Source organism: Halomonas sp. A020, assembly GCF_027943625.1.
GTDB classification, from domain to species: domain Bacteria; phylum Pseudomonadota; class Gammaproteobacteria; order Pseudomonadales; family Halomonadaceae; genus Vreelandella; species Vreelandella piezotolerans.
In genome coordinates this window covers 1,800,801-1,813,422 of the sequence record NZ_AP022850.1, presented here as the reverse complement: position 1 = coordinate 1,813,422, position 12,622 = coordinate 1,800,801, and the positions used below count along the sequence as shown (strand labels likewise).

At 60.6% G+C, this 12,622-nt stretch carries 12 protein-coding genes; 7 read left to right on the top strand and 5 right to left on the bottom strand.

The window, feature by feature from the left end; translation table 11 throughout:
* The first annotated feature begins 16 nt into the window (after positions 1 to 16).
* Both FRH_RS08490 and FRH_RS08485 read left to right on the top strand, forming a co-directional pair.
* Positions 17 to 1,525, top strand: coding sequence for an ABC transporter substrate-binding protein (locus tag FRH_RS08490; protein WP_281998069.1), 1,509 nt, complete (start codon positions 17 to 19; stop codon positions 1,523 to 1,525).
* A gap of 12 nt (positions 1,526 to 1,537) precedes the next feature.
* On the top strand, positions 1,538 to 3,301 hold the full coding sequence (locus tag FRH_RS08485; RefSeq protein WP_281998068.1) for an ABC transporter permease subunit: 1,764 nt from the start codon (positions 1,538 to 1,540) through the stop codon (positions 3,299 to 3,301).
* Positions 3,302 to 3,377: 76 nt separating this feature from the next.
* Here the strand turns inward: FRH_RS08485 and bfr are convergent, their stop codons facing one another.
* The 5 genes from bfr to lptF form a co-directional block, all read right to left on the bottom strand.
* On the bottom strand, positions 3,378 to 3,863 hold the full coding sequence (gene bfr, locus FRH_RS08480) for a bacterioferritin (RefSeq protein WP_139528362.1): 486 nt from the start codon (positions 3,861 to 3,863) through the stop codon (positions 3,378 to 3,380).
* Between the two features lie 183 nt (positions 3,864 to 4,046).
* Positions 4,047 to 4,253 (bottom strand): bacterioferritin-associated ferredoxin, encoded by a 207-nt coding sequence (locus FRH_RS08475; protein WP_281998067.1) that lies wholly within the window; start codon positions 4,251 to 4,253, stop codon positions 4,047 to 4,049.
* 159 nt (positions 4,254 to 4,412) lie between these two features.
* The gene (locus FRH_RS08470; RefSeq protein WP_230834473.1) at positions 4,413 to 4,886 is read right to left on the bottom strand and encodes an RDD family protein; all 474 of its coding nucleotides are present in this window, start codon (positions 4,884 to 4,886) and stop codon (positions 4,413 to 4,415) included.
* A gap of 34 nt (positions 4,887 to 4,920) precedes the next feature.
* The gene (gene lptG / locus FRH_RS08465) at positions 4,921 to 5,985 is read right to left on the bottom strand and encodes an LPS export ABC transporter permease LptG (RefSeq protein WP_139528412.1); all 1,065 of its coding nucleotides are present in this window, start codon (positions 5,983 to 5,985) and stop codon (positions 4,921 to 4,923) included.
* Positions 5,986 to 5,990: 5 nt separating this feature from the next.
* Positions 5,991 to 7,070, bottom strand: coding sequence for an LPS export ABC transporter permease LptF (gene lptF / locus FRH_RS08460; RefSeq protein ID WP_139528359.1), 1,080 nt, complete (start codon positions 7,068 to 7,070; stop codon positions 5,991 to 5,993).
* A gap of 134 nt (positions 7,071 to 7,204) precedes the next feature.
* On the opposite strand from lptF, the gene FRH_RS08455 reads away from it, so the two are divergent.
* The 5 genes from FRH_RS08455 to FRH_RS08435 all read left to right on the top strand — a co-directional run bounded on the left by FRH_RS08455 (position 7,205) and on the right by FRH_RS08435 (position 12,598).
* Positions 7,205 to 8,725, top strand: a complete 1,521-nt coding sequence (locus FRH_RS08455) for a leucyl aminopeptidase (RefSeq protein WP_281998066.1) — start codon at positions 7,205 to 7,207, stop codon at positions 8,723 to 8,725.
* 154 nt (positions 8,726 to 8,879) lie between these two features.
* Entirely contained in the window at positions 8,880 to 10,001 is a 1,122-nt protein-coding gene (locus FRH_RS08450) for a branched-chain amino acid aminotransferase (RefSeq protein ID WP_281998065.1), read from the top strand.
* Between the two features lie 80 nt (positions 10,002 to 10,081).
* Positions 10,082 to 10,513, top strand: coding sequence for a DNA polymerase III subunit chi (locus tag FRH_RS08445; protein ID WP_281998064.1), 432 nt, complete (start codon positions 10,082 to 10,084; stop codon positions 10,511 to 10,513).
* Positions 10,514 to 10,568: 55 nt separating this feature from the next.
* Positions 10,569 to 11,747 carry an MFS transporter gene (locus tag FRH_RS08440; protein ID WP_281998063.1) on the top strand — a complete coding sequence of 393 codons (1,179 nt, stop codon included), beginning with the start codon at positions 10,569 to 10,571 and terminating at the stop codon, positions 11,745 to 11,747.
* A 71-nt stretch (positions 11,748 to 11,818) separates the two neighbouring features.
* Positions 11,819 to 12,598, top strand: coding sequence for a SapC family protein (locus FRH_RS08435; RefSeq protein ID WP_281998062.1), 780 nt, complete (start codon positions 11,819 to 11,821; stop codon positions 12,596 to 12,598).
* Positions 12,599 to 12,622 lie beyond the last annotated feature (24 nt).

Sequence of the window (12,622 nt, the reverse complement as noted above, 5' to 3'; positions counted from 1 at the left end):
ACCAGGAGTCATAACGATGTTCGCTCGCCCTTTGCCCCAGACGCTGCTCGCCGCCCTCGCTGCACCGCTGCTACTGGCCGGCTGTTTTGATGCGTCACCCGAGTCTACCGAGGCCGACGACGCGCGCATCAGCGTGGCCATGTTGCAACCGCCTCGCTCGGGCTTGACGCCTCTTTCCGACGATGCCTTCAAGCTGTCTCGCTGGAGCACGGCAGAAACCCTCATTCGCCTGGATGCCAACAGCGACCCGCAGCCCTTTCTGGCCACCGAATGGACGCAGCTCGATGAGCGTACCTGGCGATTTGTGATTCGCGACGGCGTGACGTTTCATGACGGCACTCCGCTTACTGCAGAAGATGTCGCGCGCTCCCTGACCGCCGCCACCCAGGCCGCGCCGAAGCCGCGTATTCTTGATGGGGTGAACTTGAGCATCGAGGTGGAGGGCGATAATGCCATTATCGTGCGCACGGAAACGGTTGACCCGCTAATACCCAATCGCCTCTCCAGCCCACAGCTAGCGATTCTTGCCGCCAGTGCCTACGGTGACGATGGACGGGTCAACCCGATCGATGCCGGTACCGGTCCCTTCGTGTTGAAAGAGATCAATGGCACCACCAGCGCCCGGCTCGATCGTTTCGATGATTACTGGGGCAAACCGGCCAGCGTGGCGGGGATCGACGCCGACTACGTGCCTGATGGCACTGCGCGGGCAGCGGCCCTTCGCACCGGTTCAGCCGACATCGTGGAAGCGATTCCAGTGTCTCAAGTAGCACTACTCGACCCCACGCTGGTTCACGAAGTGCCCATGCCACGTACCAATACGCTCTATCTGAATACCGAATCAGGCCCAATGAGCGACCCTGGCGTAAGAGCCACCGTGCGTGACGCCATCGACCGCTCGTCGATTGTGAGTACTGTCTACGAGGGGCGCGCCGATATCGCCGAGGGACTTTTGGGCCCTGCGCTGGCCTGGGCCAGCGACTACCGTGCGTCGGTCGAGAACCGCACGCCCCCCGTGGCGGTCGACGGCATTGACATCACCCTGGCCACCTTCACCGATCGCGCCGAACTTCCCGAGGTGGCCGTTCTGCTCGAACAACAGCTCACCCAGGCAGGGTTCAACGTCACCCAAGAGGTGCGCGAGTATGCTCATATCGAAGCGGATGCCCTTGCCGGTGCGTTTGATGCCTTTATTCTGTCACGTGCCACCGTGCTCGACTCCGGCGACCCCGTCGCCTATATGTTTAGCGACTTTTCCTGCGCCGGCTCCTTCAATATCGCCCAGCTATGCGACCCGGCCGTCGACGAAGCGCTGGAGAAAGCCGCACAATTGCCCACCGGCGATGCGCGTCGCCGGGCGATCATCGACGCAGAAGCCGCCATTTTGCGCACCGATGCGGCGATCCCCATGCTGCACGAGCGCGTGATCCAGGGTGAGTCGGCGAGGGTCGTCAACGCCGTGCGCGACCCCCGCGAGCGTCGCCTAATCACTGAAGAGACGTCCATTGACGCTCCCGATGCCTAGGAACGCCCGCGCATGTCCACTGCACTACCGCTGCGCCTATGGCGCAGCCTGCACATAGCTCCCTTCATTCCACTGCTGTCACGGCTAATCACCCTGGCGTGCGTCGTGGTGCTGGTCGGGCTACTGCCCTGGCTATCCGGCCGTGACCCCGCGCTGAGTATCCTGCGTGCCCGCTCAGCGGAGCAAGAAGCAACTCCCGAGGCATTGGCAGCGATTCGGGCGCAGCTGGGACTGGATCTAGGCCCGCTCGATACATTGCAGAGTTGGCTCATGGGCCTGCTGCACGGGGATGCGGGGAATTCATGGATTTCCGGCGCTCCGGTGCTGCCGGGAATGCTCGACAGCGCCCGTGTCTCGCTCATGCTCATGGGGTTTGCCATGGGCGTAGCCATCGTGACTGCCGCGCTGATCTGCCTTCCCGTAGCGCGATGCGGTTTGCGAGGCCACCCAAGACGCTCCTCGGGTGCCGTAGGCGCTGCCCTGACGGCCATGCCCGAATTCCTGCTGGCCTCGATATTGCTGGTAGTATTTGCCGCTTGGCTCAACTGGCTGCCGCCCTACGGATGGCGGGGCCTTAGCTATGCCGTGCTACCCGCGCTGGCGCTGGGCCTCCCCGCGGGCGGCTTGTTGGGGCGTCTGTTTAGCGACGGCCTGTCGGCAACGTTTACCGAGCGATGGGTGGCCACCTGGAGTGTGGCTGGCTTTTCACGCCGCCGGATCATGTTGGCCGTGCTACGGCGCACGCTACCCAGCCTAATGCCCCAGATCGGCATGGTGATGGTCGGTTTGACAGGGGGCGCCATTGCCGTTGAACAAGTGTTCTCCATTCCAGGCCTGGGGCGCGCAACCCTAGGAGCCGCCTCGTCCCAGGACATGCCTGCACTGCAAACCGGTATCCTCATCCTGCTGATCATTGCCATTAGCCTAGGCAGCCTGGCCAATATCGGCCGCGCCCTGCTGCTGGGCCGGGCATTTCGCCTCGGGGCTTTGCCGGTTGCCCACCACGAGTCCCACACCCAACGGTGGGCATGGGTAGTGCCCGGGTGCGCCCTTGTCGTGCTGGTAGCATTGGTCGTGGCAGGCATTGGCCGCGACCCGTTCAGCTCGGCGTTCATGCGTCTGCAGCCGCCCAGCATCGACCTGCCGTTGGGCGCTGATGGCACTGGTCGCGATATTCTGGCCCGGGTCGCCCACGGTGCCCTCTCGACCATGGTCATGGCCACGCTAGTGATGTTCTTCTCGCTGGTATTAGGGCTTTTGATTGGACTCGCGCCGAGGCTCGCAACCGGTCCGATCGAAATCACCAAGGCAACGCCGCCGGCCATTGCTGGCCTCATCGTGGCGGGCGCCCTGGGACCCAGCGCAGCGGGTACCATGCTGGCCGTTACGGCCGTCGCGTGGGCGCCTTTGGCAGCGCATACCGCCGCACTAGTGACAGAAACCAAAGCCCAGCCCCACGTGCGAATTACGCCACTGCTGGGCGTAGGGCAAGTTCGTTTGGTGACCCGCTATATCTTGCCAGCAGTCGTCGGGCCGGTCTGCCGACACGCCATGCTGCGCTTGCCCGGCATCGCTCTGGCCCTGGCCGCACTGGGATTTCTCGGACTGGGCCCCCGTCCACCTTCGCCGGAGTGGGGGCTGATTTTGGCAGAGGGGATGCCCTACATCGAGCGGGCCCCTTGGGCGGTGTTAACCCCCGCTCTGGCACTGATGCTGCTGGCGGTGTTGGCGGTATCGCTGTCCAGTCTCGTGGGCATCGGCCAGCGTCATCGCTGAGACAAACCACCAAAAACGGGCAGCCCTGGGGCTGCCCGTTTTTATGCTGACACTGACGCGAGGCTGAATCGCTGGATTACTCTTCGTCAGTGGCCAATGCCATATGCTTTTGCAGGTAGTTTTGGATACCGACCTGATCGATGAGTTGCAGCTGGGTTTCGATGTGATCGATGTGACCTTCTTCGTCGGCCAGCAGATCGCGAAGCAAATCGCGGGTCACGTAGTCCTTGACGCTCTCACAGTAGGTGATGGCCTCAATGTAGTCGTTGCGGCCGTCGTGCTCGATCTTCAAATCGCACTCGAGCATCTCTTTGACGTTTTCACCGATATGCAGCTTGCCGAGATCTTGAAGGTTCGGGATACCTTCCAAAAATAGAATGCGCTCGATCAGTTTATCGGCGTGCTGCATCTCTTCGATGGATTCATCGTACTCCCATTTAGCAAGTACTTTGAGGCCCCAGTCTTTGTACATTTTGGCGTGCAAAAAGTACTGGTTGATCGCCACGAGCTCGTTGCCAAGCGCGATATTGAGATGCTGAATTACTTTCGGATCGCCTTTCATGCCGTCACCTTTTTAGCGTATTGATCAATAACGTACTGTTTTGCAGCGTACTCTTACATTAATCAAGGAGTATAGGCCATAAAAAGGCTGACTCCCAACGCTGTCGAGAGTATCAGTCGTGACGACAAAAATTCAAGTAAATCAGTTATTTGCTAACGATAAGCCTAACAAGAGTGATTCGCGTCATACGGCGTAAGCGAGACTCATATCAGACTCGGCGCGTACGGCCTGAATGGCCTCGCGGGTGAGGGATTTGGCGAAGCAGGCACATTTGCCACACTGGGTGCCGCAGCCAGTGGCTTCGCGCACTTCTCGCCAGCTGCGCGCTCCATCGCTAATCTGCTGGCGAATCTGATGATCGGTTACTCCCTTGCACACACACACGTACATGGCGACACCTCATAAAAATCATGAAGTGAATGTAAATGATTCGCATACATCTTTTCAAGTAGAAAACGTTGTTCTTTAGTATCGATTCGCCTTAAGGCCATTGAGACATACGATAACCCGTTGACGGGTGAGCTATTTTCAATAAAAAAACGCCCAAAATTATTTTTTCGGAAGCACCACGGTTTCGGTCTTGGATGCAATGTCTGGCCAGCTTCTACGCTGCCCATCGAACAGCACCCACCAATAGCCGATACCGAAGGCCGCCAAGGACAGCCAGGCCGTTGCGCAGCGTATCAGGCTCTGCTTTAACGTGATCGCATGGCCATCCAGCGTTTGCACCCGCAGCCGCCACGCCTGCATACCTAGCGTCATCCCTCCACGACGCCAGGAGTAGACGAAGAACAGCGTCACGAAAAACAGCAGCATGAGCCGCAGGCTCCAGATGTCGAAGGCCGTGGTACCGATCTCTTCTGCCGTTTGACCCAGCACGAAGCGGAAAAAGGCCAAGTGAGCCACGGTGACGGCGATCCAGATGGCCGTCACCAAAAAACCGTCGTACAGCATGGCACCCAATCGGCGACCTATGCCGGCGGGCCAAACGTCATCCAACTGGGTAAAACGTCGCGTCGTCACTGCTCTATTCTCCTGATGTGCGTCTGCGCGGCCTTTAGCCATTTCGGCGTAAGAAATAGATCCCCACCACGGCACAGGCAAGAGTCGGCACCAGCACCGCCCAGACAGGGGAAAAGCCAAAGATGGTCGACGCCGGGGCGAGCAAATCCTGCACGTACTTGAACACCAGACCGGTCACTACGCCATAAAACACCCGCGTACCCGCTGCCACCGAGCGCAGTGGCCCAAACACGAACGAGGCGGCAATCAGCACGAGCGACCCCATGGTGAGCGGCATCAATACCTTTTGCCAGAAATAGAGCAGCGGCTGGTCTGCCTGAAGGTTCTGGCTTTGGAGGAAATTGGCGTAGGCCCATAGCTCGCTGGGCGCCTGGCTTTCGATGTCACGTAGCAGCCGCTCCAACTGGGTCGGGGTGAGCGCCGTTTCCCATGCCGCACTCGGTTGATACGCCGACTCCGTGCGGTTATCGAAAATACGTGTCATGGTCACGCCTTCCAGCTGCCATGCACCCTCCTCCCAGTGGGCACGATTGGCATGGGTCGCTTCGATGAGACGGCGCTCGTCGAAGCGGTAGCGGGTTAAGTCCAGCACCACGTTATCCGCTCGAATGGCCCCAAAGCGGTAGACGCTATCGCCTTCGAACTGCCAGCCACTGCGGGTAGTCAGCATGGCGCCCTCGCCTTGGCGCTGCTCCAATCGCCACGCTTCGGCATACTGCTCGGTTTTGGGGCTAACGAACTCCGCTACCAGCAGCACCACGATGACCACTAGCAGCACGGGCTTCATCACGCCCCAAACGATGCGCGCCAGCGAGCGGCCAGCAGCGCGCATGACCGTCAGTTCGTTGCTGGAGGCCATGCTGCCCAAGCCAATGAGTGCGCCAATCAGCACGGCGACCGGCGCGTACTGGTAAAAGCGCCAAGGGAGTCGCATCCCCAAGTAGAGCAACACGTCCAGCGCGCTGTAGTCGCCCTGGGTGTCCCCTAAGTCACCGATATAGGCAATGGTGATATCCAGCCCCAGCAGCACGAACTGCACCACCACGATGGCAGCCAGGACGTTGCGGGCGATATAACGATCCATTCGATCCATGGCGATCAGCATTAGCGCATTCCCTTTCGTTGAGAGTGCCACAGCAGCAACACACCGAGCCCCAAGAACAGCGCATGCACCGGCCACACACCCAGCGCCACGGCCAGAGAACCACTCCCAATCGCATCGACAGCGGCAAGCAGTAAACTCAAATAGGCAACGTATAGAAACACAGCGGGCAACAGTTTGGCGAAGCGCCCTTGCCGTGGGTTTACCCGTGACAGTGGCTGGGCCAACAGCGCTAAGATGAAGACCATGAGCGGCAACCCTGCCCGCCACTGAAATTGTGCCTGAGCGCGGGGATCGGGATCTTGCCACAGCTCGGCGGTCGTGGCGTACTCCAACGAATCCAGCTCCTGGCGATCTCGGCTAAGTCCCAAACGCAACGTGTAGCGCTCGAAGGTCAAACGCTCGGCATCCTGGCGTCCGGGCGTTACGCCGTAGCGTTCGCCGTCTTCCAAAATGAGAAAACGGCTGCCGGTATCGACGTTCGTTTCCTGGTAGCCCGATCCCGCGCGCGTGATGTAGCTATGCGTTTTTTCTGCCCCCGCCATGGGCTGCTCGTGCACCAGCACTTCCTGCATTTGAGTGCCGTCGCTGCTGAAATCGGTAATGTAAGCCGTGCGCCCTCCGCCAAAATCCTGGAAGCGTCCTGGCGCGAGCACCGATACGTCCAAACGGCTGCGCTGCTCTTCCAGGGTCGCCTCGGTTTGCAGTGCCCCCGCAGGCGTCAACCATAGGCTGCAAAGACCGACCAGCACGGCCACTACCGTAGCGGGTAGTAGCGTCACGCGAAACAGCCGCGTCGGACTCATGCCACACGCCACCATCACGGTAATTTCGCTGTTCATATAGAGCTGCCCATAGGCCAACAGAATGCCGAGAAAAAACGACAGCGGCAGGATCAGCTCCATGAAGCCGGGCAAGTGAAACAGCATCAGGCTGCCGAGTATCGTGACCGGGAAATCCCCCTCGGCAGCATCCGAAAAATAGCGGATAAAGCGGCTGCCCATGATGACCAGCAGCAGGATGCCCGCCACGGCAGACATGGTCAGTAACACTTCACGAGTTAAGTACCGGAATAGAATCAACGCACTCTCCGACTAGTGGTGCAGGTGGCCATGCAATGCGTCCATGGCTTGGGTACACTAATCAAACTGGTAGCAAACACTAAATAACGGGGCATTATCCCGAATCACTCGTTGCTTGTCTTGTTGGAGACGTCATGGAATTTTCCGTTCAGACCGCAAACCCCGCCAAAGCCGAAACGGCTTGCCTCGTTCTCCCTGTCTATAAAGGTAGCGACTTACTGCCTGCCGTGGCCAAATTAGACGACGCCAGCGAGCGCTTGATCGGCCAACTGTTGGAGCGCGGCGACTTCGACGCCGCACTGGGCAACGTGCAGCTCGTGCCGTTTGCACCGGGGCTAGGGGCGGAGCGTATTCTGCTAGTGGGTTTGGGTGAGCGCGATAAATGCCAGGAAGCCGCTTTTATTAAAGCCCTCGACACCGCCATGGCAGCGCTGATCAAACTGCCCGTCGACGAAGCCAGCGTCACCTTTACCGACGTACTGATCGATGATCGAGACGCCGTTTGGAAAGCGCGCAAGACCCTCGAGGCCGCCGAGCGTGCTATTTACCGCTTCGATCAGTTCAAGTCGTCGCCTGCCAAAGCGCCGAGCCTTGCCAAACTGACGCTGATCGTCAGCGATGCCAATGATGCGCCGCTCGCCAAACAGGGGGCCGCACTCGGCATTGCCATAGGCCAAGGCATCAACGTCACCCGTACGCTGGGCAATCTGCCGGGCAATGTATGTACGCCGCGCTACCTCGCCGAGCAGGCCCAAGCGCTGGGACGCGATTCCCAAGGCGCGCTGGTCGTCGACATCCTAGACGAAGAGGCACTTGAAGCCCTTGGCGCCCACTCGCTGCTATCCGTTGGCCGCGGCAGCGCCGAGCCGTCGCGCCTCATCGTGATGAAGTACCAGGGCGCCGACGACCCCGATGAAGCTCCCCATGTATTGATCGGTAAAGGCATCACGTTCGATACCGGCGGTATTTCGCTGAAGCCCGGCGAGGGCATGGATGAGATGAAATTCGATATGGGCGGCGCGGCCAGCGTGTTTGGCACGGTCAACGCCATATTGGCGATCAAGCCCAAGCTCAACGCCGTGTTCATCGTCGCCGCTGCCGAAAACATGCCCGACGGCGCCGCTACCAAGCCGGGCGATATCATCAAGACCCTCAAGGGCCTGACGGTCGAAGTGCTCAATACCGATGCCGAGGGGCGTCTGGTACTGTGCGATGCCCTCACCTACGCCGAGCGATTCACCCCCGCCAGCGTGGTGGATATCGCCACCTTGACGGGCGCGGCCATCATCGCCCTGGGCCACCACGCCACGGGCCTGCTCTCCAACGACGACGATCTCGCCCTCGACCTGTTAGAGGCCGGTGAAACCGCCTGGGACCGGGCATGGCATCTGCCACTGTGGGATGAGTACCAGGAGCAGTTGGACTCCAACTTCGCCGATTTGGCCAACATCGGTGGCCGACCGGCCGGCACCATCACGGCCGCGTGTTTCCTATCGCGCTTTGCCGACCACTTCCCCTGGGCGCACCTGGATATCGCAGGTACGGCGTGGCACTCCGGCAAGCAGAAAGGCGCCACCGGCCGCCCAGTGGGCCTGCTCACCCAGTACCTTTTGGACCGTGAAGCCGACGCCCAAGTCGAAAATGGCGAGGCCTAATCCCAGAAACCGGCCAACAATGGTTGCCTTTCGTTGACGCAACCGTTAAACCTGAACGCATGAGCGTGTGCCCTGGAAAGGCTGGCACACGCTGTCCAAACGATACGCTTAATAGATGCCCTTCGGGGCTTGGCTCTAGCGGAGAGAACACGCCGTGCCCACAGCTTCAGATGCCCAATTAGAAACACGCTTTGAGATCCTGCCGTCCAACCAGCCGATGGCCGATGAGATCCGCGACAACGTTCTGCAAAATCCAGGTTTCGGTAAACATTTCACTGACCATATGGCCCACGTGCGCTGGACCGTCGATGCCGATTGGCACGGCCACCAAGTGCGCCCCTACGGCCCGCTGACCCTTGATCCCGCCGCTTCCGTGCTGCACTACGGCCAGGAAATTTTCGAGGGCATCAAGGCGTACCGCCATGCGGATGGCTCTATCTGGACCTTTCGCCCAGAGAAAAACGCCGAGCGTTTCCGCCGTAGCGCCCGCCGCTTAGCGCTGCCCGAGCTGTCCGATGACGATTTCATCGGCTCGCTGAAAGCGCTGCTGGCGCAAGACCACGCCTGGGTGCCCACGCCCGCCAGCGACGCCGACGAGTGCAGCCTCTACCTACGCCCGTTCATGATCGCCTCCGAGGCTTTTCTTGGCGTACGCCCGGCACATGAAGTCGACTACTACGTGATCGCCTCCCCGGCGGCGGCCTACTTCAAAGGCGGCATCGAGCCGGTCTCTATCTGGCTCTCCTCCCACTACAAACGTGCGGCCCCCGGCGGCACTGGCTTTGCCAAGTGCGGGGGCAACTACGCCGCCTCGCTGGCCGCCCAAAAAGAGGCCGCTGCCAACGGCTGCAGCCAGGTTGCCTTCCTCGACGCGGCAGAAAACAAGTGGATCGAAGAGCTGGGCGGCATGAACCTGTTCTTCGTCTACAAAGACGGCCGCATCGTCACGCCGCGCTTGACCGATACCATTCTGGAAGGCGTGACGCGTAATTCCGTCCTGACCCTGGCCAAAGACGCGGGACTGACACCGGAAGAGCGCGCGATCAGCATCGACGAGTGGCGCGAAGGTGCCGCCTCCGGCGAAATTACCGAAGTCTTCGCCTGTGGCACGGCAGCGGTCATCACGCCGGTGGGTGAGCTGGTCACGGAGAACGAGCGCATTCGTTTGCAGGGCGATGGCAACAATGAAGTGGCCAAACGCATCCGCAAGACGTTGCTCGACCTTCAATACGGCCGCAGTGATGACAAGTACGGCTGGCTGACCCGCTTGGTATAATACCCTAGCGTTACAAACCTAGCCGCCACTCGCACCGTGGCGGCTAGGTTGCCAGGCGCGTTGACACCGCTGGAGCCACCATGGCACGCATCGATTTTTATATTCTGCCCGACACCACCCTAGAAGCCCGCCTGCAGTTCGCCTGTAAGCTCGCCGAGACCATCCACCGCAAGGGCTATCGGCTGCACCTGCACTGCGAAGACAAAGCGCTGGCCGAGCAGGCCGACGACGCTCTGTGGCAGTTCCGCGAGGACGCCTATCTTCCCCACGCGCTGGAAGACAGCGAATGGGCTGACAGCGTGCCCATTACCCTTGGCTGGCAAACCCTGCCCGTCCCGCAGGCAGACACCGCCCTGCTGAATCTTCACCCTGACATTCCCGACGGGGTCGAGCGTTACGCCCGCGTCGCGGAAATCATCAACCAGCACCAGCAGGTACTGGTCGCCAAGCGTGCCTGCTGGCAACGCTACAAGGCGCTAGGGCATGAGGTCGTGCCGCATAAATTGGAGTAAGTGCCTGACGACTTAAAAGCCCTCCATAACAACAACTCAATGGATGAGACTGCCGATGCTTTCCCATACCTTGTTAGCCCGCACGCCGCTAGCGGTCATCGTCATCGCCCAACTGTTCGGCACCTCGCTCTGGTTTAGCGTGAACGGCGTTGGTTTAGCGCTGCAGGACGCCGTTGGCCTTAGCGAGAGCGACCTGGGGCTGCTCACCATCGCCGTGCAGGCGGGGTTCATTACCGGCACCCTGCTGATTGCCACCACGGGCTTGGCCGACCGAGTGCGCGCCAGCCACCTGTTTGCGATGTCTGCCGTACTCGGCGCGCTGATCAACGCGGCGTTCATCAGCGTGGCGGATAACGTCACGTTGGCGGCAGTGGCTCGCTTTTTAGTCGGGCTGTGTCTTGCGGGCATCTATCCGCTGGGCATGAAGCTGGTGGTGAGCTGGACACCCACCCACGCAGGCTCGGCGCTTGGCTGGTTGGTCGGCATGCTCACCCTCGGCATTGCTTCGCCGCACCTGCTGCGCGGGCTCACCCTGCATCTTCCCTGGCAGTGGCCACTGCTATTGGCCTCTGCCCTTGCTCTTCTGGCAGCGCTGATGATTTTCCAACTAGGCGTGGGGCCACATCTGCCTGCCAAGGCCAACGGAGGGCGGCCCTGGGCGGGGCTCGCTGCGTTCAAGCAGAAAGATTTTCGCGCCGCCGCGCTGGGCTATTTTGGCCACTGCTGGGAGCTTTACGCCCTCTGGGCGCTGGTGCCCTTTTTAGTCACCAGGGAGATGGAGCGCTTGGGCGCGGCCCCTGGCTTGCAGCCGTGGCTAAGCTTCGCGGTCATCGCCTTGGGGCTTCCCGGCTGCGTATGGGCAGGCTGGTGGAGCCGACGTATCGGTAGCGCGCGGGTCGCGTTTATCGCGTTGGCGGTATCTGGCACGCTGTGCCTTATTTATCCGCTGCTAGGCGGCCTCTCCCCCTGGCTGCTGCTGGTGCTGCTTGCCCTATGGGGCGTGAGCGTGATTGCCGACTCTGCTCAATTTTCTGCCCTGGCCTCCGCCAGCGCGCCGCCCGAGCGGCTGGGCGCGGCGCTGGCCATGATGAATGCGATTGGCTTTGGCCTCACGATTCCCTCCATCGCGCTTGTCACGGCGCTATGGGCAAGCCAAGGGCCTTGGGTGATTTGGTGGCTGCTGCCTGGGCCCATCATTGGCCTCATCACGATGCGTAGACTGATCACCCGCTGACGGTAGGGGCTGCGTTTGGTAAGGTGCCCTCACCATTACCTCTCCACGCCCGATCAAAGAAGGTTGTCGCTATGAACCACGCTGCCCAGTGGGTGCCGCTCAGCCAAGAGCACCACGGCGGTTTAATGTGGCAGCGTTTTACTGCCTACCACTTCGCGCAAACCACTACCCAGGTCGCACTGGCAGACGCTGAGCTTCGCCATGTGGCGGCGAATGTTCCAATCGCGCTAACGGAAACCGCCGAAGGTTGGCAGGCCGTTGCGCTGCTGGGGCTGGAAGATGGCCAGAACCTTCTGGTAGACGACCAGGGGCGCTGGCGGGCAGCCTATGTGCCTGCCGCGCTGCGCGGCCACCCGTTTGGGCTACATTCTGACTATCCTGGCAGGCTGTGTATTGACCAGCACTCGCCCTATGTCGTTGAACGCCTGGATGCCGAGCCTTTTTTCAACCAGCACGGCGAGCTTGCCCGCTTTCCCGCCCAGGTGCTGGCATTTCTACAGCAGCGTGAGCAAGGCTGTCAGCGGCTCTCGAAGCGTATTACCGCGTTGGCCAAGGCGGCACTGCTGACGCCCTGGCAGCCCCACGGTTATCAAGGCAGCACACCGCTGTATCAAATCGACGAGAGCGCTTGGCAGGCCCTTTCTGCCAAACAAATAGGGCTTTTCTGGCAATTGGGCGCCGTTCCCTTGGTGTACGCTCTGTTGCAATCGCAACAGCAGCTTGGCCGTTTGCAGCTCTATCGGCAACGCAAGGCGACGGCAGAGCCGTCGACGCACTCCTCAGACCCCCTTGCCCAATGGCAAGAAGCGCTGAGCAGCGAAGCCGAATATGACTGGCCGAGCGCTACCTAAACGCGCTAAGTACCGATGCTCTTC